19 protein-coding genes are annotated in these 21,447 nt (G+C 69.4%); 10 read left to right on the top strand and 9 right to left on the bottom strand.

Annotated features, from left to right (window positions below; all coding sequences use genetic code 11):
- Positions 1–90: 90 nt before the first annotated feature.
- A complete protein-coding gene (locus GGR16_RS01185) occupies positions 91–1,374 on the top strand; it encodes a 3-deoxy-D-manno-octulosonic acid transferase (protein WP_246372755.1) in 1,284 nt (427 codons plus the stop codon).
- A gap of 74 nt (positions 1,375–1,448) precedes the next feature.
- Complete coding sequence (lpxK, locus tag GGR16_RS01180) at positions 1,449–2,471, top strand: tetraacyldisaccharide 4'-kinase (RefSeq protein ID WP_183315482.1); 1,023 nt, start codon at positions 1,449–1,451, stop codon at positions 2,469–2,471.
- 3 nt (positions 2,472–2,474) lie between these two features.
- On the opposite strand, the gene GGR16_RS01175 is transcribed toward lpxK, so the two are convergent.
- Positions 2,475–2,699 carry a DUF2093 domain-containing protein gene (locus tag GGR16_RS01175; protein WP_019401296.1) on the bottom strand — a complete coding sequence of 75 codons (225 nt, stop codon included), beginning with the start codon at positions 2,697–2,699 and terminating at the stop codon, positions 2,475–2,477.
- A gap of 90 nt (positions 2,700–2,789) precedes the next feature.
- Positions 2,790–4,385, bottom strand: a complete 1,596-nt coding sequence (xseA, locus tag GGR16_RS01170; protein WP_246372753.1) for an exodeoxyribonuclease VII large subunit — start codon at positions 4,383–4,385, stop codon at positions 2,790–2,792.
- Between the two features lie 412 nt (positions 4,386–4,797).
- On the opposite strand from xseA, the gene GGR16_RS01165 reads away from it, so the two are divergent.
- The 8 genes from GGR16_RS01165 (at position 4,798) to GGR16_RS01130 (ending at position 13,098) form a co-directional block, all read left to right on the top strand.
- Positions 4,798–5,094 carry an Rdx family protein gene (locus GGR16_RS01165; protein WP_183315480.1) on the top strand — a complete coding sequence of 99 codons (297 nt, stop codon included), beginning with the start codon at positions 4,798–4,800 and terminating at the stop codon, positions 5,092–5,094.
- Positions 5,095–5,378: 284 nt separating this feature from the next.
- Complete coding sequence (purD, locus tag GGR16_RS01160) at positions 5,379–6,659, top strand: phosphoribosylamine--glycine ligase (protein ID WP_183315479.1); 1,281 nt, start codon at positions 5,379–5,381, stop codon at positions 6,657–6,659.
- Positions 6,660–6,755: 96 nt separating this feature from the next.
- On the top strand, positions 6,756–7,664 hold the full coding sequence (locus GGR16_RS01155; RefSeq protein WP_183315478.1) for an alpha/beta fold hydrolase: 909 nt from the start codon (positions 6,756–6,758) through the stop codon (positions 7,662–7,664).
- A complete protein-coding gene (locus GGR16_RS01150; RefSeq protein ID WP_183315477.1) occupies positions 7,661–8,119 on the top strand; it encodes a GNAT family N-acetyltransferase in 459 nt (152 codons plus the stop codon). Before GGR16_RS01155 ends, GGR16_RS01150 begins: the two co-directional genes overlap by 4 nt.
- 506 nt (positions 8,120–8,625) lie before the next feature.
- Positions 8,626–10,128 carry a histidine--tRNA ligase gene (gene hisS / locus GGR16_RS01145; protein ID WP_183315476.1) on the top strand — a complete coding sequence of 501 codons (1,503 nt, stop codon included), beginning with the start codon at positions 8,626–8,628 and terminating at the stop codon, positions 10,126–10,128.
- 211 nt (positions 10,129–10,339) lie between these two features.
- A complete protein-coding gene (locus GGR16_RS01140) occupies positions 10,340–11,464 on the top strand; it encodes an ATP phosphoribosyltransferase regulatory subunit (protein ID WP_019401304.1) in 1,125 nt (374 codons plus the stop codon).
- Positions 11,461–12,438, top strand: a complete 978-nt coding sequence (gene hisG / locus GGR16_RS01135; RefSeq protein WP_019401305.1) for an ATP phosphoribosyltransferase — start codon at positions 11,461–11,463, stop codon at positions 12,436–12,438. Before GGR16_RS01140 ends, hisG begins: the two co-directional genes overlap by 4 nt.
- A gap of 222 nt (positions 12,439–12,660) precedes the next feature.
- A complete protein-coding gene (locus GGR16_RS01130; RefSeq protein WP_210289430.1) occupies positions 12,661–13,098 on the top strand; it encodes an META domain-containing protein in 438 nt (145 codons plus the stop codon).
- 16 nt (positions 13,099–13,114) lie between these two features.
- Here the strand turns inward: GGR16_RS01130 and GGR16_RS01125 are convergent, their stop codons facing one another.
- From GGR16_RS01125 to GGR16_RS01095, 7 genes are all read right to left on the bottom strand, one after another.
- Positions 13,115–14,437 carry a chloride channel protein gene (locus GGR16_RS01125; RefSeq protein WP_019401307.1) on the bottom strand — a complete coding sequence of 441 codons (1,323 nt, stop codon included), beginning with the start codon at positions 14,435–14,437 and terminating at the stop codon, positions 13,115–13,117.
- Between the two features lie 105 nt (positions 14,438–14,542).
- Positions 14,543–16,645 carry an ABC transporter ATP-binding protein/permease gene (locus tag GGR16_RS01120; protein ID WP_183315475.1) on the bottom strand — a complete coding sequence of 701 codons (2,103 nt, stop codon included), beginning with the start codon at positions 16,643–16,645 and terminating at the stop codon, positions 14,543–14,545.
- A gap of 297 nt (positions 16,646–16,942) precedes the next feature.
- Positions 16,943–18,580 carry a chaperonin GroEL gene (groL, locus tag GGR16_RS01115; RefSeq protein ID WP_019401309.1) on the bottom strand — a complete coding sequence of 546 codons (1,638 nt, stop codon included), beginning with the start codon at positions 18,578–18,580 and terminating at the stop codon, positions 16,943–16,945.
- Positions 18,581–18,623: 43 nt separating this feature from the next.
- Complete coding sequence (gene groES / locus GGR16_RS01110; protein WP_019401310.1) at positions 18,624–18,911, bottom strand: co-chaperone GroES; 288 nt, start codon at positions 18,909–18,911, stop codon at positions 18,624–18,626.
- A gap of 452 nt (positions 18,912–19,363) precedes the next feature.
- On the bottom strand, positions 19,364–19,801 hold the full coding sequence (locus GGR16_RS01105) for a hypothetical protein (protein ID WP_183315474.1): 438 nt from the start codon (positions 19,799–19,801) through the stop codon (positions 19,364–19,366).
- Positions 19,802–20,117: 316 nt separating this feature from the next.
- Entirely contained in the window at positions 20,118–20,420 is a 303-nt protein-coding gene (locus tag GGR16_RS01100) for a hypothetical protein (protein WP_019401312.1), read from the bottom strand.
- Positions 20,421–20,506: 86 nt separating this feature from the next.
- Positions 20,507–20,938: a hypothetical protein gene (locus tag GGR16_RS01095; RefSeq protein ID WP_183315473.1), complete on the bottom strand. Its 432-nt coding sequence runs from the start codon at positions 20,936–20,938 to the stop codon at positions 20,507–20,509.
- Positions 20,939–21,447 lie beyond the last annotated feature (509 nt).

Genomic DNA, 21,447 nt, shown 5'->3' with positions numbered 1-21,447 from the left:
GCCGGCGAGCGTCGAAATGCCATCTTCCGGCGCTGCCAATGGCGTCGGCGACGGCTGGTCGCCGCAGGAGCCACAAGGATGGGCGGCCGCATGACGCTGCCTCTGACACTCTACCGTCTCGGCATGACGCTGCTGGAGCCCGCGGCCGCCAGCCTGCTCGTCTCGCGCCGCAAGAAGGGCAAGGAGGACCCTGAGCGCATGGGCGAGCGCCGGGGCCTCGCCGGGCGCGCCCGGCCGGCCGGGCGCCTCGCCTGGGTGCACGGGGCGAGCGTCGGCGAGGTCGTCTCGCTGATGCCGATCGTGGAGCGGTTGACGCGGCGCGGCTTCCGTGTGCTCGTCACCTCCGGCACGCTCACCTCGGCGGCCGTGCTCGCCCAGCGCCTGCCGCCGGGAGCGGCGCACCAGTTCATGCCACTCGACGTGCCGCGCTACCTGCGCCGCTTCCTCGACCATTGGCAGCCGGACCTCGTGCTCTTCGCCGAATCCGAGATCTGGCCGAATGCGGTGTTCGCGGTGCGCGAGCGCGGCATTCCGCTCCTCCTCGTCAACGCGCGGATGTCGGAGCGCTCCTTCCGCCGCTGGCGGCAGGCGCCGAAGAGCGCGCGGACGCTGCTCGAGCAGTTCGACCTGTGCCTCGCCCAGTCGCAGGCGGACGGCGAGCGGCTGGCACGGCTCGGCGCGCCGCGCGTCGGCATCGCCGGCAACCTCAAGTTCGACGTGCCCGCGCCGCCCGCCGACGCGCGCACCGTCGCGAGCCTCTCCGGCATCATCGCCGGGCGGCCGGTCTGGGTCGCGGCGAGCACGCACGGGGGCGAGGAGGAGATCATCTCGCTCGTCCACCGCGCGCTCATGGAGCGGCGGCCCGGCCTCCTCACCATCATCGCGCCGCGTCATCCCGAGCGCGGCGAGGCCGTCGCCGATATCGCCCACCGCGCGGGGCTCAACGTTGCCCTGCGCTCGCAGGGCGCCCTGCCGGAGCGGGACGTCGACGTCTATGTCGCCGACACCATCGGCGAGCTCGGGCTCTTCTACCGCCTCGCGCCCATCGCCTTCATCGGCCGCTCGCTGGTGCCGCTCGGGGGGCAGAACCCGATCGAGCCGGCAAAGCTCGGTGCGGCGATCCTGCACGGGCCGCACGTCTACAATTTCGCCGACATCTATGCGGCGATCGACCGTGCGCACGGCGCCCTGCCCGTGGCCGACGCCGAGAGCCTCGCCCAGGCGCTCGCCATGCTGCTGAAGGACACGGCGCGCACCCGGGCCATGGCGCGCGCCGCGGCGCAGACCGTCGAGAGCCTCGGCGGCGCCCTGGAGCGCACGATGCGGGCCATCGAGCCCTATATCCTGCACATGGACCTGCGCCACAACGGCTGACCCGCGCCCGCTCCTCCCTTGCGCCGCCGCGATCGAAGGGCAATCCTGCACCGAGCGGAATCGCGGGGAAGGCAATGAAGGCACCGGCATTCTGGTGGCAGGCGCGCCCGTCGTTCGCGGCATGGGTGCTGAGCCCGGTCGGCACGCTCTACGGGGCGGTCACGGTGCGCCGCATGGCGCAGGAGGGCGAGCCGGCGCCGCTGCCCGTCATCTGCATCGGCAATTTCACGGCGGGCGGCGCCGGGAAGACGCCGAGCGCCCTCGCCATCGCCCAGATCCTCGCCGGGCTCGGCGAGCACCCGGCCTTCCTCACGCGCGGCTATGGCGGCAGCCTGACGGGACCGGTCGCCGTCACTCCCACGCACACGGCCGCCGAGGTCGGCGACGAGCCGCTGCTGCTGGCGCGCCATTTCGTCACCATCGTCGCCTCCGACAGGCCGGCCGGCGCGCAGGAGGCGGACAGGCGCGGCGCGACAGTGGTCGTCATGGACGACGGACTGCAGAACCCCTCCCTCGCCAAGGACCTGACCTTCGCGGTGGTCGATGCCGCCTTCGGTCTCGGCAACGGGCTGTGCGTGCCGGCCGGGCCGATGCGGGCGCCGCTCGACCGCCAGCTCGCCCATGCCCACGCCGTCATCCTGATCGGCGCGGGGGAGCGGGGCGTCAGGATCGCGCGGGCTGCGGCCGCGCGCGGGCGGCCGGTCCTGCACGCCCACATGGTGCCGGATCCGGCGGTCGCGGCGAGCCTCGCCGGCCGGCGCGTCCTCGCTTTCGCCGGCATCGGCATGCCGGAAAAATTCTTCGCCACCCTGCGCGGCCTCGGCGCCGATGTCGCCGTGGAACGCGCCTTCGCGGACCATCAGCCCTTCGATGTCGCGACTGTCGAGGCTCTCGTCGGGGAAGCGGAGGCCGAGGGGCTGATGCCCATCACCACGGAGAAGGATGCCGTCCGGCTCATGGGGCTCGCCGGCCGGACCGAGGTCCTGTCACGGATCGGCACCCTGCCCGTGACATTGCAATTCGAGGCGCCGGACGAGGTGGCGCAGCTGCTGCAGGCGGCGATCAGCCACTGGCGCGCGCAGCAGGACGGTACCTGACGCTCAACCCCGCTCCGGACCTTTCTGGATGCGCTGCAGCACCGCCTCAGGCGAGGCATAGGCCTCCTGCAGGTCGACGCTCCAGTAGCGCAGCTCGTCGAGCGGTATGGGCTTGCCCGTCACGGCGCAGCGCACGAAGGCGCCGGGCCGGAGCACGCGGAAGTCGGCATCGAGATATTGCACGACGGCTTCACCGCCCATGGGCAGGCGCGGATCGTGGCGGTTCATGGCACTCACCTTGTTGCGGGGCTCCGCCCCTCTTTCCGTCATTAAGGACAGAACGGGCCGGGTTCAAGGCGAAGCGGCCAGGGCGGCATCTCACGGATCGAACAGCGAGGCCTGGCGTGCCGCCGGGACGGCGCCTTCGCGCGCCTTGCCGCGGGGGCGGGATGCCGTGCGCGCCGGAGCGGCGCCCTCTTCGTCCGCGATGGTGGCGCGCCGTTCGCCATCGGCGAGCTGCAGGCTGACGGCCATCCCCTCCGACAGGTCGGCGACGGAGCGCACGGGCCGGCGCGCCTCGTCCAGCACCACCGCATAGCCGCGGGCGAGCACGCCCTTGTGGCTGAGGCTCTCCAGGAGCTTCCAGCAGGACTGCAGGCGCTCGCGCCGCTGCACCAGCGACGCCTCGTAGCATCGCCGCGCCCTGAGGCCGGCAAGGGCGAGGCGCTCGCCGGCATTGTCCCAGCGCTCCTTCACCGGACGGAAGGCGAGCCGCGAGGCGGACCGCTCGAAGGCACCGCGCCGCCGCAGGGTATTGGCGGCGAGCCCCGCGACCAGCCGCCGCTCGAGGCCTTGCAGCACCGCGGCGCGCTCCGCGAGGCGCGCCTGCGGCGACAGGCGGGCGAGGCGCTGGGCGAGGCGGTTGAGCTCCACCTCGTGCCGGCGCGCATTGGCGTTGAGGCCATGGCGCAGGCGGCCGGCGGCGAGATCGAGCCGCTGACGAGCGCTCGCCGTCAGGTCCTCGGCCCGCGGCAGGGCCCGCGCTAGGGCGCGCACGTCGGCCCGGCGCCGCTCCAGGAGCCGGTGCATGGCGCCGAGGTGGCGGCGCGCCAGCGTGTCGACCTGCGCGATGAGCTCGGAGCGCACCGGCACGACCTTCTCGGCCGCGCCGGTCGGGGTCGGCGCGCGCAGGTCGGCGGCAAGGTCGATCAGCGTCCAGTCCGTCTCGTGGCCGACGGCCGAGACGAGCGGAATGTCGCTTTCCGCCGCCGCGCGCACGACGACTTCCTCGTTGAAGCTCCAGAGGTCCTCCAGCGAGCCGCCACCGCGCGCGACGATGATGACGTCCGGCCGCGGTATCGCATCATCCGGGCCGATGGCGTTGAAGCCGCGAATCGCGGCCGCGACCTCGGCCGCGCTCGTCTCGCCCTGCACGCGCACGGGCCAGACGAGCACGTGGCGGGGAAAGCGGTCGGCGAGGCGGTGCAGGATGTCGCGGATCACGGCGCCGGTCGGCGAGGTGACGACGCCGACGACCTCCGGCAGATAGGGCAGCACCTGCTTGCGCCGCTCGTCGAACAGCCCCTCGGCCGCGAGCTTGCGGCGCCGCTCCTCGAGGATGGCCATGAGCGCGCCGACGCCGGCCGGCTCGATGGTCTCGACGACGATCTGGTATTTCGACGAGCCGGGGAAGGTGGTGATGCGCCCCGTCACCACCACCTCGAGTCCCTCCTGGGGCTTGACCTTGAGGCGGCTGAACACGCCTTTCCAGATCACCGCGTCGATGCGCGCGCCCTCGTCCTTCAGCGAGAAATAGCAATGGCCGGAGGAATGCGGGCCGCGGTAGCCCGACACCTCGGCGCGCAGGCGCACGAAGCCGAAAGCGTCCTCAAGGGTACGCTTCAGCGCGCCGGACAGGGTGGAGACCGTCCATTCCTGCACGTTGGAGGGGGGATTCGGATCCGGCTGATTCATGGGCGGCAGGATAGGCGTTCGGACCGCAAAGTGAAACGCCGCGCGGGCGCCCATCCCCGACATCCCGGCGTGCGATGAAGCGGCGATGCCGCGGGCGCGGGGCTGCGCGATCGGTTATCAATGCTGCTGCAGGGCGGAAGCAGACGGCGCGGCGACGGCCTCGCCCCTGCACCGGAGGTGACCGCCATGTGGTTCTTGCCACTGACGATCACCCTTAGAATGAGAAGGACCCGGAACAGCTGGCTACTGGAACTCCGGGTCCAGCTCATCGTCTAAGGAAAGGGGAGCAGGCGAAAGCCCGCTTCCCACTCCGGTATGATAGTTCCTGAAAGCCCATTTTCCAAGGTTTGGCGACCGCCACCCGGTTGACACGGGGCCCGCGCCGTCGATCTGCTGGGCGCCGGAGGACGACATGAGTGACGACACCACCGCGCCGACGAAGCCCCGCATCGTCATCACCTATTGCACCCAGTGCAACTGGTTGCTGCGCGCCGGCTGGATGGCGCAGGAGCTGTTGTCGACCTTCGGCGGCAGCCTCGGCGAGGTGGCGCTGGCGCCCGGCACGGGCGGCATCTTCCACATCACCGTCGATGGCGACCTCATCTGGGAACGCAAGCGCGACGGCGGCTTCCCGGATGTGAAGACCCTCAAGCAGCGCGTGCGCGACCGGCTCGACCCGGAGCGCGACCTCGGTCACATCGATCGATAGCGGCAGTCGGCAGTCGGCCCCGACGCACACCCGCTCGGCCGGAAGCAACCTCGTTTCCCGGGCGCATGCAGCGAGCGGAATGCGATCCGGGACCCAGCGCAAGAATCTGCCGAAGGCGCCGTATGGCCGGCTCCGGATCTGCACCGCATCACTTCATGCTGCGGCGCGTCGGGGATACAAGCGTGCGTCCCAGCCATGACCCTCGTCCCATCCGCCCCTTGCCGCCGCCGGCTGCAGCCGGTACGACGCGGCAAGATCAATCGGCGCCAAGCAGGGGCGATCCCATGAACCTCCTCCTCATCGGCTCGGGCGGACGTGAGCACGCGCTCGCGTGGAAGCTCTCGGCGAGCCCGCTCTGCGACCGGCTCTTCATCGCCCCCGGCAATCCCGGCACGGCCCAGTGCGGCGACAATGTCGCCCTCGACGTGACCGACCATGCCGCCGTCGTCGCCTTCTGCCGCGACAAGGCGATCGACCTCGTCGTCGTCGGCCCGGAAGCGCCGCTCGTCGCCGGTCTCGTCGACGATCTCGCGGCCGCCGGCATCAAGGCCTTCGGCCCGCGCAAGGCGGCTGCGCAGCTCGAAGGCTCGAAGGCCTTCACCAAGGAGCTGTGCCGCGAATTCGGCATCCCGACCGCGGCCTTCGCCCGCTTCACGGACGAGGTTTCCGCCCGCGCCCATGTGCGCGAGACGGGGGCGCCGATCGTCGTGAAGGCGGACGGGCTCGCGGCCGGCAAGGGCGTCGTCGTCGCCGAGACGATAGAGGAGGCCGAGGAGGCCGTTGCCATGATGTTCGCCGGCGGGCTCGGCGCGGCCGGCACGGAGGTCGTCATCGAGGAATGCATGGTCGGCGAGGAGGCGAGCTTCTTCGCCATCGCCGACGGCAGGACCGCCATTCCGCTCGCCTCCGCCCAGGACCACAAGCGCGTCTTCGACGGCGACCGCGGCCCGAACACCGGCGGCATGGGCGCCTATTCGCCCGCACCGGTGATGACGCCGGCCCTCGAGCAGGAGGTGATGGAGCGCATCGTCCTGCCGACCGTCGCCGGACTTGCCGCGCGCGGCACGCCTTATGTCGGCGTGCTCTATGCCGGGCTGATGATCACCGCCGAGGGGCCGAAGCTCATCGAATACAACGCCCGCTTCGGCGATCCCGAATGCCAGGTGCTGATGCCGCGCATGAAGAGCGACCTCGTGCCCGTGCTCCTCGCCGCCTGCGACGGCGTGCTCGCCGACGTCGACGTGCGCTGGTGGGACGAGGTGGCGCTTACCGTCGTCATGGCGGCGAAGGGCTATCCCGGCACCCCCGAGAAGGGTTCCGTCATCCGCGGCCTTGCCGAGGCCGAGGCGCTCGAGGACGTCCTCGTCTTCCACGCCGGCACGAAGGACGACGGCGGCCGCATCGTCGCCAATGGCGGGCGCGTGCTCAACGTCACGGCGACGGGCCGGACGGTGAAGGACGCCAAGGCCCGCGCCTACGAGGCGGTTTCGCGCATCGACTGGCCGGAAGGCTTCTGCCGCTCGGACATCGGCTGGCAGGCCGTGGCGCGCGAAGAGGAGGCTTGAGGGCGCGTCCGATCGGTGCAGAGCGGCATTGTCGGAATGCCGTTTCTCTCCCCACGCGGCTCGGCCTATAACCGACCGTGCGAAAGGAGAATCGTGATGCCCGATCTCGCCGACCTCTTTCCCGGCTTCCAATCGCACTGGATCGACACCGAGGCGGGGCGCATCTTCGCGCGCTCCGGTGGCTCGGGGCCGCCGCTCGTGCTGGTGCACGGCTTTCCGGAGACGCACGTCGCCTATCACCGCATCGCGCCGAAGCTCGCCGAGCACTTCTCCGTCGTGCTGATGGACCTGCGCGGCTACGGCTGGTCCTCGGCACCCAAAGGCGACGGCGGACGCGAGGCCTATACCAAGCGGGCCATGGGCCGCGACGTCGTCGCCGTCATGGAGGCGCTCGGCCACGTGCGCTTCTCCTTCGCCGGGCATGACCGCGGCGCCCGCGTCGGCTACCGGCTGGCGCTCGACGAGCCGGGCCGGCTCGACAAGCTGGTGCTGCTCGACATCCTGCCCACCTTCCACGTCTGGAAGCTGATCGAGGCCGGCAAGAGCCCGGCGGCACACTGGGAGTTCCTCGCCCGCCCGGCGCCGGAGCCGGAGACCATCATCGGCAAGGATCCCCTGCCCTATTTCGAGGACCTGCTGGTCCGCTGGTCGAAGACCAAGGACCTCAAGGGCTTCGATCCTAGGGCGCTCGCCCACTACCGCGCCAACTGGAACGAGCCGACGCGCATCCACGCCTTCTGCGAGGACTATCGTGCCGGCCGGACGACGGACGTCGCGCAGGACGAGGCCGACCTTGCGGCGGGCCGGACCATCACCGTGCCCACCCAGCTCATCTGGGGCGAGTTCTATCTCGTCACCACGGACAAGAGCCCGCTCGACGTCTGGCGCGAGACCTTCGCGCCCAAGGCCGTCGGCACCAAGGTCAACGCCGCCCATTTCGTCGCCGAGGAGGCGCCGGACGAGGTGCTCGCCGCCATGATCCCCTTCCTCGAGGGCAAGGCATGAGGTTCCGCGACGGGACCGAGGCGGACCTTGCGGCGATCGTCGCCCTGCTCGCCGACGATCCGCTCGGCGCCGCGCGCGAGGCACCGGCCGCGGAGCTCTCTCCCGCCTATGCCGAGGCCTTCGCGGCCATCGCCGCCGACGCCAACAACCGCCTGATCGTGGCGGACGACGAGGGGGCGGTGGTCGGCTGCCTGCAGCTCACCTTCATCCCGGGCCTCACCTATACCGGCGGCTGGCGGGCGCAGATCGAGGGCGTGCGCATCGCCCAGAGCCAACGCGGCCAGGGCCTCGGGCGAGCGATGTTCGACTGGGCGATCGAGGAGGCGCGCGCCCGCGGCTGCCGGCTCGTGCAGCTCACCACCAACAAGGCGCGGCCGGACGCCCTGCGCTTCTACGAGAGCCTCGGCTTCATCGCCAGCCACGAGGGCATGAAGCTCGACCTCAAGACCGCCTGAGCAGGGTGGCGACGCGGGGTCCTTCCGGCCCTGCTCCTTTATCGTCGCGCTGCCACTAGCCCCGGCCAGGCATGGAGCACAACGCCTCCGCTGGTCATGGCCGGGCTTGTCCCGGCCATCCACGCCCTTTGGCCCGGCGCAGGCGGCCCGGCGTGGATGCCCGCGACGAGCGCGGGCATGACGGCGGGAATGTGGAAGCCGGCGCGCTTTCCCATCGTGCTCGCGATGCCGATGGCGAGACAGCTGCGCGGCGGGGATGACATCCCCCGTCGCCTCCGCTCGTCATGGCCGGGCTTGTCCCGGCCATTCACGCCCTTCGGCCCGGCCCAGGCGGCCCGGCATGGATGCCCGCGACAAGCGCGGGCATGACGGCGGGAGTGCGGAAGCCGGCGTGCTTTCGCACCGTGCTCGCGATGCCGATGGCGAGACAGCTGCGCGGCGGGGATGACATCCCCCGTTGCCTGCGCTAGGACGCGGGGCAACGTCAGAAGGTTCGCTTTTCCGCCATGTCCGACAAGCCGAAGACCAGCAACAAGCTCCTCGCGCGCCTGCCGCGCGGCCTCGTCGACCGCGCCCCGGGCGACATCGCCGCGACCGACCGGATGCTCGCCGCCATCCGCGAGACCTACGAGCTCTACGGCTTCGAGGCGGTGGAGACGCCGCTGATCGAATATACCGACGCGCTCGGCAAGTTTCTGCCCGACCAGGACCGGCCCAACGAAGGCGTCTTCTCCTTCCTCGACGACGACGAGCAGTGGCTCAGCCTGCGCTACGACCTGACGGCGCCGCTCGCCCGCTATGTCGCCGAGAACTTCGATACGCTCGCCAAGCCCTATCGCAGCTATCGCTGCGGCTGGGTGTTCCGCAACGAGAAGCCCGGCCCCGGCCGCTTCCGCCAGTTCATGCAGTTCGACGCCGACACCGTCGGCACGGCGAGCGTCGCGGCGGATGCCGAGATCGCCATGATGATGGCCGATACGCTGGAGAAGGTCGGCATCGGGCGCGGCGACTATGTCGTCAAGATCAACAACCGCAAGGTGCTCGACGGGGTGCTGACGGCCATCGGCCTTGCCGGCGAGGAGAATGCCGGCAAGCGCCTCGGCGTGCTGCGCGCCATCGACAAGCTCGACAAGTTCGGGCCGGAGGGCGTGCGCCTGCTGCTGGGCGAGGGACGTCGCGACGAGAGCGGCGACTTCACCAAGGGCGCCGGCCTCGAAGCCGCGGCCATCGAGCGCGTCATCGCCTTCACGGCCGCCAAGGGCGCCGATACGGCGGCGACCATCGCCAATCTCGCTGCCGTCGTCGGCGATACCGCGCAGGGCAACGAGGGCGTCGCCGAACTCGAGCAGATCGGCGCGCTCGTCGCTGCCGCGGGCTATGACGACGGGCGCGTCGTCATCGACCCCGCCGTCGTGCGCGGGCTCGAGTATTACACCGGTCCGGTCTTCGAGGCGGAGCTCACCTTCGACGTGCCCAACGAGAAGGGCGAGGTCGTTCGCTTCGGCTCCGTCGGCGGCGGTGGGCGCTATGACGGGCTCGTCTCGCGCTTCCGCGGCGAGCCGGTGCCGGCGACCGGCTTCTCCATCGGCGTCTCGCGCCTGTTCGCGGCGCTCAAGGCGATCAAGAGCCCGCTCGTCACCGATGCGGCGGGCGCCGGCCCGGTCGTCGTGCTCGTCATGGACCGCGACGAGATCGGCCACTACCAGCGCATGGTGGCGGCGCTGCGCCAGGCCGGCATCCGGGCCGAGATCTACCTCGGCACCTCGGGCATGAAGGCGCAGATGAAATATGCCGACCGGCGCGCCAGCCCCTGCGTCGTCATCCAGGGCTCCAACGAGCGCGCGGCCGGCGAGGTCACCATCAAGGATCTCGCCCTCGGCGCCGAGCTCGCCGGCCTCGGCAAGGACCGCGACGACTACCTGCAGAAACAGGCCGAGGCCCAGTTCTCCGTCAAGGAGGCGGAACTGGTCGATGCCGTCAAGCGCGTGCTGGCGCGGCGGACGGCATGAGGCGCTCGGGCTGACGGGGGAGCGCTCGGCGCCGGCGGAACCTCCTCCCCTCCCCGCAAGGGGGAGGGGAGCGATTGACCGCGGTGCATCGATTGCCCACCGGCGATTGCCGACTGCCCCTTCCTATCCTTTCCGTTCACCCTTCAGCGCGAAAGCGGTCGCATCCGGCGGGCGCGCTTGCTAAAGACCCTGCCTGACAGGCAGGAAGGCCATGGTGACGACGACGCATTCGCGCGCGATGGCGCGCACCGACGAACTGATGGGGCTTTTCGCGCGCGAGGGCTATCAGCGCCTCGAGCCGCCCGTGCTGCAGCCCGTCGACGTGTTCCTCGAACTCTCGGGCGAGGATCTGCGCCGCCGCCTGTTCCTGACGCAGGATGCGGCCGGCAGCGAATTGTGCCTCAGGCCCGACTACACCATTCCCGTCAGCCGGGCCTATCTCGCCTCCCCCGCCGCCGGCAGCGCGGCGAGCCTTAGCTATCACGGCCCCGTCTTCCGCCAGCGGGCCGGCGAGATCGGCGAGATTGCACAGGCCGGCATCGAGAACTTCGGACGCACCGACCGCGAGGCGGCCGATGCCGAGGTGCTGGCGCTCGCCATGGAGGCGGCCGGGCTCTTCGGCCTTGCGGCGCCGGTCGTGCGCCTCGGCGACATGGGCCTGCTCGCAGCCGTGCTCGATGCGCTGAAGCTCGCGCCCGCGACGCGGCGCCGGGTGCTGCGCGCCATCACCCAGGGCCAGCCGGTCGATGCACCGAAAGCCGCGGCGAACGGCAACGGCAACGACGACCATGCCGGCCTCCTCGCGGCCATCGCCGGGCAGGACGCCAAGGCGGCGCGGGCCTTCGTCGAGGACGTGCTGGCGATCGCCGGCATCAGCAAGGTCGGCGGGCGCACGGCCGGCGAGATCGCCGAGCGCTTCCTCGCCCGCGCCCAGGCGCGCGCAGGTGAGCTCTCGGCCGAGGCGCATGCGACGCTCGAACGCTTCCTCGCCGTCGAGGGCGACCCCGACAGCGCGGCCGCGGCGCTGCGCGCCCTGGCGCGCGACGCGGGCCTCGCCATCGACGCTGCCATCGACACCTTCGAGGCGCGCACCGGCTTCATGGCCGCGCGCGGCATCGACGTCGCGCGCCTCGCCTTCGCGGCGAATTTCGCGCGCAACCTCGACTACTACACCGGCTTCATCTTCGAGCTGCACGACCCGGCGCGGCCGGAGGAAAAGCCGATCGTCGGCGGCGGCCGCTACGACAAGCTCCTGTCGCAGCTCGGCGCCGCCGAAGTGATCCCGGCCGTCGGCTGCTCCATCTGGATCGAGCGCATCAACGGAGCCGCATCATGAGCGACACCCCGCTCGTCCTCGCCGTGCCGTCGAAGGGCCGGCTGCAGGAGAACGCCGCCCGCTTCTTTTCCCGCGCCGGGCTCGAGGTGGTGCAGTCGCGCGGCGCGCGCGACTATCGCGGGCGCCTCGCCGGCGTGCCGGGCGTCGAGGTCGCCTTTCTCTCCGCCTCCGACATCGTCGCGCAGCTCGCCTCGGGCGGCGCCCATCTCGGCGTCACGGGCGAGGACCTGGTGCGCGAGGAGATCCACGACGCGGAAGAGGCGGTCGAGCTCCTGACGCCGCTCGGCTTCGGCCATGCCAATGTGGTCGTCGCCGCGCCACAGGCCTGGATCGACGTGCGCACGATGGCCGATCTCGACGATGTCGCCGCCGACATGCGCGTGCGCCACGGCCGCAAGATGCGCGTCGCCACCAAATACATCAACCTGACGCGCCAGTTCTTCGCCGGCCACGGCATCGCCGACTACCGCATCGTCGAGAGCCTCGGCGCGACGGAGGGGGCGCCCGCGACTGGCGCGGCCGAGATCATCGTCGACATCACGACGACGGGCGCGACGCTCGCCGCCAACGCGCTCAAGGTCCTCGACGACGGCATCATCCTGCGCTCGGAGGCGAATCTCGTCGCCTCGCTGCGCGCACCGTGGAGCGAGACGGCCCGCGCCGCCGCGCGCACCATCCTCACCCGCATCGCGGCGGAGGAGGAGGCGCGCACGATGCGGGAGCTGACGGCGCGGGTGGGGGCGCTCGATGCGGCGCTGGAGCGCGAGATCATCGACGGCCACGGCGGCCGCCTGCCCTTCGGGGGGCCGGACGAGCGCGGGCTCCTCACCGTGCACTGCCCGGCCGACCGGGTCTTCGCGCTCGCCGCCCTGCTGACGGACAACGGCGCCGAGCCGGTCACGGTGCGCGCGCTCGACTATGTCTTCCGCGCCAGCAACGCGCTGAGCGAGCGGCTGTTCACGCGCCTCGGCTAGTGGCCCGGCCGCCACGCCTTTGCCATCAACGCGCATAGATTGGTTCGATCAAGCCGGCCATTGCAGGCGCCTTGTGCGGCGTTTATGGTCGCGCCGATCCATGGATCGTCGGCTCGATGACGGTTGCCCGCGAAGGGCGCCGCGTCATACCGGTGAGGGGGAGAGCAAGTGTTGTCTCGTTCGTCCGTTCGTTTCTGCGTGCTCGGCGCAATCGCGCTTGCCATGGCCGCTCCCGCGCTCGCGCAGACGCGGTCCGGCCAGCCGAACAATGCGGCCCAGTCGGCGCGCGAGAAGGAGCGGCAGACCAACGTGCCGCAGCAGGCCGAGAAGCAGTTCCCGGTCGGCACGAGCTGGGTGGCCATCAGCCTCAACGACAAGCCCTATTCCGGCGACCGGCCCGGCTTCGCGCTCGATTCCCAGTATCGCGCCCGCGGCTTCGGCATGTGCAACACCTACTCGGCCACGGCCTATCCGCTGCGCGACCAGGGCTTCGCCGTCGGCCCGCTGGCCATGACGAAGAAGGATTGCGGCAAGCAGGTGATGGCCGCCGAGCGCGCCTTCCTCGTCGCCCTGCGCACGGCGCGCAAGTGGGACCTCGTCAACGGCCAGCTGGTGCTGACCGGCGAGAGCGGCACCCTGCGTTTCGAGCGCGTGCTCTGAGCCAAGCCGACCCTATTCAGGCCTCCGTCTTCTCGCGCTGCCGCTCCTCGGCCACGGCCCTCGGCGTGAAGCCGCGCGCCAGGGTGTGGTAGAGCGGCTCGGCGCTGACGAGGCGCGACACCCCGGCCGCGATGAGGGACGTCGCCATCAGCGGCACCACCATGCGCGTGTCGCTGGTCATCTCGTAGACGATGACGAAGGCCGTCAGCGGCGCCTGCACCACGCCGGCGAAATAGGCCACCATGGCGAGGATGCCGAGGGCGCCGAGCGGCATGGCGGGCAGGATGGGCTCGACGAGCGCCGCAAGCGAGGCGCCGACGGCGAGCGAGGGTGAGAAGAGCCCGCCGGCGATGCCGCAGGCGGATGAGACGAGCGTCGTCAGGAGCTTGGCGAGGCCGTAGTACCAGGGCAGCAGCCCCTCCCCTTCGAGCACCTCTCGCGTCTGGTCATAGCCGCTGCCCGTGGCGAAGCCCGCGGTCACGAGGCCGAGCGCGGCGACCAGAAGGCCGCAGCCCGCGGCGAAGAGGAAGGGGCGCGCCTTCAGCCGGCCGAAGACGCCCTCCCGCGCGAAGGTGAGGCCGATGACGCCGCGGCTGAAAAGCCCGCCGAGCACGCCGCCGACGAGACCGCAGACGGGCACGGCCAGCCACTGCCGCGGCTCGCCGAGATGGCTGGCCACGCCGCCGAAATACTGATAGCTGCCGAGGAGCGCGAGGCTCGTGACGCCGGCGACGAGCACGGCGGTGATGACGAGCCCGGTGATGCGCCGCTCGAAGGCGCGCGCCATCTCCTCGATGGCGAAGACGACGCCGGCGAGCGGCGTGTTGAAGGCCGCCGCGATGCCGGCCGCCGCCCCCGCCAGCACGAAGCCGCGCTGATGGGCGATGCCGGCGAAGCTCGCCGCGATCAGCATGACGCTGGCGCCGATCTGCACCGTCGGTCCCTCGCGGCCGACCGAGGCGCCGACCGCGAGCGCCACCGTCGTCAGCAGCACCTTGCCCACGGCCACCCGGAGGCCGAGCAGCCGCTGGCGATGGTCGAGGTCGCGCGTCGCGCGCGCGGCGATCGCCTGCGGGATGCCGCTGCCCTGCGCGCCGGGGAAGTACTTCGCCACGCACCAGGCGCAGAAGGCATAGCCGAGCGGCGTGACGACGAGCGGCAGGTAGGGCAGCTCGCCGCTCCAGAACTGGAAGAAGGCGCCCGCCCCGTCCGCCGCCCTGGCGAAAGCGACGGATGCCAGCGAGACGACGATGGCGCCGAAGAGAAAGACCAGCCGCCGCTTCCACAGCGTGACCGACAGGAGGGCGACGCGCTGGCGGCGGAAGCGGGCGTGAGGCATGGAGGCTCCCGGCACGGGTGAGGACAGGAGGACGCGCCGAATCGCGGCGGCACCGTTTGCAACTGTCCGCGACCGGCCCGTGCCGGGGCAACCCTCTCCGGCAGATCAGCCGGCGGGCACCGGCTCCCGCGCCAGGTCGACCGGCCGCGACACGCCATCGTCCATCGGCTGCAGGTCGACGCGCCGGTCGTGGAAGGCGGCAAGGGTCGAGCGATGGCCGATGGAGACGATGGTGGTGCCCGGCAGCGCCGCCGCGATCGCCTCGTAGATGACCCGCTCGCTCTTCTCGTCGAGCGCCGAGGAGGCCTCGTCGAGGAGCAGCCAGTCGGGCTTTGCGAGCAGCGCCCGCGCGATGGCGAGACGCTGCTGCTCACCGCCCGAGAGGCGCTGCCCCCAGCTGTCGTCGTCGTCCAGGCGGTTCACCAGCGCCGGCAGGCCGACGGCGATCAGGGCCGCCTTGATGGCCGCATCGTCATAGGCCCCGGCGACGGCTGGATAGGAGATGGCGTCGCGCAGGTTGCCCTGCGGGATGTAGGGCCGCTGCGGCAGCAGCATGACGCTCCTCCCCTCCGGCACGTCGACCTCGCCCGAGCCGTAGGGCCAGATGCCGGCGAGCGCACGGAACAGCGTCGACTTGCCGGAACCCGACGGCCCGTTGACCAGCACCGGCTCGCCGGCCCTGAGGTCGAGGCGGTCGATCTCCACGATCCTGGCGCCGTGCGGCAGGTCGATCCTGAGGTCGCGGATGGCCAGCGCATTCTCCGGCGCCGTCTTGCGCTCGATGTGAGGCGGCACGGTGCCGATCACTTCCGCGCGGCCCATGGCGTCCTCGAAGGTCACGAGGCGGTCGATCGTCGCCTTGTAGGCGGCGAGGGTCGTATAGGCCGAGATGAAGAAGGAGAGCGAGGCATTGACCTGGCCGAACGCCTGGGCGCCCTGCTGCAGCTGCCCGAGCGTGATGCGCTCCAGGAAGAAATACGGCCCCATGAAGAGATAGGGGAAGGCGACGCTCATCTGCTGCCACGAGAAGCGGAAGCCCTCGATCTTGAGGCGGCGCTTGAGGATGTCGATGACGTTGGTGATGACCTGCGCGAAGCCGCCGCGCAGGTTCGCCTTCTCGGCATCGGCGCCGCGCAGCAGCGCGACCTGCTCGCCGTACTCACGCAGGCGCGCCAGCGAGAAGCGGAAATTCGCCTCGAACTTCTCCTGCAGGAAGTCGAGCCGGATGAGCGGCCGGCCGATGAGATGCGTCAGGATGGTGCCGACGAGCGAATAGGCGACGGCGATCCAGACGAGCAGGCCGGGAATGACGACGGCGGTGCCCGGGAAGGTGAAGCCCTCGGACAGGCCCCAGAGCAGCACCGTGAACGAGACCAGCGTGGCGAGCTGCGCCATCATCTGCGTCGACAGGGTCATGGTGCTGGAGATGAAGGACGCGACGTCGACCGAGATGCGCTGGTCGGGGTTGTCCGCATTCTGCCCGGCGACCCCCATCTTGTAATGCGTCGAGCGGTCGAGCCAGCGCGAGAAATAGCTCTCCGTCAGCCATTGCCGCCAGCGGATGCGGAAGATCGTGTCGATCGTGAAGTCGAGCAGCTGGAAGATGATCCAGAACACCAGGAGCGGGATGAACACCCACCAGATCTGATACCAGAAGGCGTCGGCATTCTTGTTCTGGAGCGCGTCGAACAGGTCGCGGTACCAGAGGTTGAACTTGATGTTGAGGCCGACCTGCACGAAGTTCGTGGCGATGATGGCGGCGACCATCGCCACCGCCGCCCGCCCTTCGGAGCGGAAGAGCCGGCCGAACCAGCTGAAGTTCTCCCCGCCGCTGCGCACGGAATAGAAGTAGGGGTCGGCGAGGTCCGTGATCGTGCGCACGACCGGGATGAACGAGACGCCGAAGACGAGCCCCGCGAAGGAGACGGAGGCGGTGGCCATGAAGGCCGGCGGAACGAGCGCACCCAGCGTCTGCGGCACGAGGCCGTAGCTGGCAAGCGTGTTGGCCCCCGCGATCAGCAGGTAGCCCAGCGCATACATGCCCATGAAGATGCGCAGGAAGATCGAGATGTCGCGCGCCAGCCAGAGGATGGCGGCGAGCACGAAGCCGCTGACCGGCACGAAGAGCGGCAGGCCGTTCGCCTGCCCCTGCGACAGCGCCAGGAAGGCTGCGGACATTGCCCCAACGACGATGGCTATGAGCTTCATGAAATCCGCTTGTCCCGCCAGAAGAGCCGGCCCTGCCGGCACTCGAAATCCGCCTCGTCTCCTACAGGAATTCGAGAGGCGCTGCATCTAACGCTTTTGTAAAGTGCCGGAAATATCGGCGAAATTAGGCACGGAGGTAATCCTGGCCGAATTGCTCCGCGCAGTCCGCCAAAGAAAAAGGGCCCGGCGATGCCGGGCCCTTCCATCTCTGGCCGGACGGACTTCCTCAGAAGTCCATGCCGCCACTCGGGCCGATCCCGGCCCGAGCCCTTTCCCGGGACGGGCGAATGGACTTCCTCAGAAGTCCATGCCGCCCATGCCGCCGCCCGGCATGGCCGGAGCGGGCGCGTCCTTCTTGGGCTTGTCGGCGACCATCGCTTCCGTGGTGATGAGGAGCGAGGCGACCGAGGCCGCGTCCTGCAGGGCCGTGCGCACGACCTTGGCCGGATCGACGATGCCGGCCTCGAGCATGTCCACGAACTCTTCGGTCTGGGCGTTGAAGCCGAAGGTCTGCGACTTGTTCTCGCTGATCTTGCCGACGACGATCGAGCCCTCGACGCCGGAGTTCTCGGCGATCTGGCGGATCGGCGCCTCAAGCGCGCGCAGCACGATGTTGATGCCAGCCTGCACGTCGGCGTTGTCGCTCTTGATCTTGCCGACAGCCGCCTTGGCGCGCAGGAGAGCCGTGCCGCCGCCCGGGACGATGCCTTCCTCGACGGCCGCGCGGGTGGCGTTGAGGGCGTCGTCGACGCGGTCCTTCTTCTCCTTCACCTCGACCTCGGTGGCGCCGCCGACGCGGATGACGGCCACGCCGCCCGCGAGCTTGGCGAGACGCTCCTGCAGCTTCTCACGGTCGTAGTCCGAGGTGGTCTCCTCGATCTGCGCCTTGATCTGCTGGACGCGGGCCTCGATGTCCTTCTTCTTGCCGGCGCCGTCGACGATCGTGGTGTTCTCCTTGTCGATGCGCACCTTCTTGGCGCGACCGAGCATGTCGAGCGTCACGTTCTCGAGCTTGATGCCGAGGTCTTCCGAGATCGTCTGGCCGGCGGTGAGGACGGCGATGTCCTCGAGCATGGCCTTGCGGCGGTCACCGAAGCCCGGCGCCTTGACGGCCGCGACCTTGAGGCCGCCGCGCAGCTTGTTGACGACGAGCGTGGCGAGCGCCTCGCCCTCGACGTCCTCGGCGACGATCAGCAGCGGCTTGCCGGTCTGCACGACCGCCTCGAGCACCGGCAGCATGGCCTGCAGCGAGGAGAGCTTCTTCTCGTGGATGAGGATGTAGGGGTCGTCGAGCTCGGCGACCATCTTCTCCGCATTCGTGATGAAGTACGGGGAGAGGTAGCCGCGGTCGAACTGCATGCCCTCGACGACGTCGAGCTCGGTCTCGAGGCTCTTGGCCTCCTCGACCGTGATGACGCCCTCGTTGCCGACCTTCTGCATCGCCTCGGCGATCATCTCGCCGATGGAGCGGTCGCCGTTCGCCGAGATGGTGCCGACCTGGGCGACCTCATCGGAGGACTTCACCTTCTTGGCGCGCTTCTCGATGTCCTTGATGACCTCGGCGACGGCGATGTCGACGCCGCGCTTCAGGTCCATCGGGTTCATGCCGGCGGCGACCGACTTGGCGCCTTCCTTCACGATCGCCTGGGCGAGGACGGTGGCCGTCGTGGTGCCGTCACCGGCCAGGTCGTTCGTCTTCGAGGCGACCTCGCGCACCATCTGCGCGCCCATGTTCTCGAACTTGTCCTCGAGCTCGATTTCCTTGGCGACCGTCACGCCGTCCTTGGTGATGCGCGGCGCGCCGAACGACTTCTCGATGACCACGTTGCGGCCCTTCGGGCCGAGCGTCACCTTCACCGCATTGGCGAGAATGTCCACGCCGCGCAGCATCTTCTCGCGGGCGTCCGCCGCAAATTTAACGTCCTTGGCAGCCATGTGCTCAACTCCTGCCTGAAACTCTGGATGAGGGAGGGGCGGCTCAGCCGATCACGCCCATGATGTCGGACTCCTTCATGATGAGGAGGTCCTGACCGTCGATCTTCACCTCGGTGCCCGACCACTTGCCGAAGAGCACGCGATCGCCCTTCTTGACATCGAGGGCAACGAGCTTGCCGTTTTCGTCACGGGCGCCGGAGCCGACGGCGACGATTTCGCCCTCCTGCGGCTTTTCCTTCGCCGTGTCGGGAATGATGATGCCGCCCTTGGTCTTCTCTTCGCTGTCGAGACGGCGGACGACCACGCGGTCGTGCAGCGGACGGAACTTCATGAGACGTATCCTCTCAAAGAAAGCAGCGGAACGCGCTGATCATGCGGGGCCTGTTAGCACTCGACAAAAGCGAGTGCCAAGGCTCGGGCGGAAATAGGCAGGCTGCGCTGGAGAGTCAAGGCGCGGCCGCGGCAAATTCGCCGCCTCGCCGCGCGAGCGGCCTTTGCGTGCCCGAGTTCTTTCCCGTGAAGGTTAATGGACAGGCACCGATCGTGCCGCCGTGCCGAGCGTCCGCGGCAGCGCCCGCCTCGATGGCGCATGCCCGCGCACGTCGGCAGCGAGCCGACGCGCAAAGGGCAGGACCTCATTGCGGAGGTCCTGCCCTTTCTGTCACGCCCGAGAACGCATCGCATGCGCTCGGGACCGGCGAATGGGAGAAGTGTCCGTGGGCGGCCGCGTCACTCGGGCGCGCCGCGCACGTCATGGCGAGCCGGCGGAGCGGCGGGAAGTCCTCAGGCCTCGAGCCCGCTCCCTGCCCCTCGCACGGAATTCGCGCCGCCCAGACCGTTGTCGAACGCCTGCGTGCGCTGCGCGCCATCTCCGTCAATCTGCTGGAGCAGGTCCGCGAGCATCTTCATCAGCTGCTCGCCCTCCTGCCCCTCGGAGCCCTGCGGCGCCGCATCGGCCTGCGTCTGCTGCAACAGATCCGCCAGCATCTGCAGCAGCTGCTCGGTCTCCGCCCCCTGCGCGTCCTGCGCGCCTTCGCTTCCCGCCTGGCCGGCCTGCTGGAGCTTCTGTATCTCCTTCAGCAACTGCTCGATCAACTGGCCGAACTGCTGCTCCGCCGTCTGCTGCCTTGCCTGCTGAAAGACCTCCTGGAACTTCTGCACGCCGGCCGCGCCGACGGTTCCACTAAGACGACCGGCAGACTGGATGCCGCTGATATCCATAATCGATCTCCACAATGTTCGTAATGAAATTGCTTTACTTTCCGAAGTAAATCAGAGGAGCGCATTGGCATCACTGTCATATACCACTCGCACTCGCGGAGACCATGCGGATATACGTCCGGCAACGCAACCATCAGCTGCCGTAAATCGCAAAAATCATAATTTCCGGACCCCTGCCTGCGCATCCGTATCGAGCCGGTCGAGGCTCGGCGATGGACTGCTGCGTCGGGCAGGACCGAAGCTGTCCATCAGCGTCCGAATACCCGCGTTGCGGCACGCAATCGACAGGAGAGCGATGTGCCGAAGGCCGCGCGCACTAGCCCCGGCCTCGCGGCAACTCGTCCAGCCGTCGTGCCAGCTCGCCCATCAACAGATCCAGCCGCGCCATCTGCTGCCCCTGCAGCTCGTGTCGCCCGTCCATGTCGCCCAGCAGCCACGCCAGTTCCCTCACCTGCCGCGCGATCCCGAGCTCCTGTGGCCCCTGCCGGCCTTCAAGCGCCTTCGTCAGCTGCGCGACCTGCTGCCTCGCCAGCTGGATGATGGCCGGAAGATCCCCTCCCTCGAGCTCATCCCATTGGCCCATCGATTGGCCGCCAAATCCAAGACCCATGTCCACCATGACTCATTTCCCGAATATGATCGACGGCGAGCGGCCACATCAGCCCGGACACAGTGCGCCAGGGCTGACGCGGCCGGCCCGAACGCTCAGAACGCTCCGGATGCCCCGGTCAGCCTGAAATTGGCCGTCAGACCGGTCAGCCTGAGATCGCCGTAGCCCTGGTCATTGCCGCAGCGCTGCGACTGTCCCTGGCCATTTCCACAGCACTGGCCCTGGCCCTGCCCCAGGAACTGCTGCAGCTGTTGCAGCAACTTCACCAGCTGCATCATCTGCTGCAGCTGCTTCAAGCCTGTCTGGCCGATATTCCCGGCGCCGTTACACTGACTGCAGGAATTGATTCTGTAAGACATATTGAACCTCCAATATATCGGTTCCATCTGCCGCCCGGCACGGCCGCGCCCGGCCGATCGTGAAAGCTGCTCGTCGAGCCGCGCGCGATCGCCCGAGGCGAAGGCTGCTGCAACACGCAGCCATTCGCCGTCGGCAGCAGGGGCTTCGATGGCACCGCCGATCTTCAAATGCTCCTCACCCGGAGCCAGCGGCAGCCGGCGGCCCCGGGTGAGTCATGGCGAAATGATGCAGCCGGCCCGGCCAAGACCGTCAGGTCAGGCTCCGGACATTTTCGCCATCATCCGCACGATGTTACTTCTGGATGTTCTGGGACTGCTGCGCCTGCATTGCCACCTGCGCCAGCATCTCCTGGAAATCATCCGCGGAGCGCTTCTGCCTCTGGGCGTCCTGCGCACCAGCGGCGCCGGCCGCACCAGCATTCGAAGCCCCATTCTTCTGACAGCACGAGCAAGCCATGATATACCTCTCAAATATCAATATACAGGCCGATAATGACCCTGAAAAACGAGCGACAGCTCCAATATGACAGCCATATACAGTCGTCATCGCTCGCAAGATATGATGCAAAGACAAAATGAACAGCGCAACTGCTATGAAGTTGCTATTGCTAAACTCATAATTTCCCGACCCGCCCCGGCACGCGATGGCGAGGCCCGGCGTGGGGCAGGCCTCCGGG

The sequence above is a fragment of the Chelatococcus caeni genome, from assembly GCF_014196925.1.
Classification (GTDB): Bacteria; Pseudomonadota; Alphaproteobacteria; order Rhizobiales; family Beijerinckiaceae; genus Chelatococcus_A; species Chelatococcus_A caeni.
The sequence above is the reverse complement of the archived record's forward strand: the minus strand, read 5'-3'. Positions and strand labels throughout refer to the sequence as shown.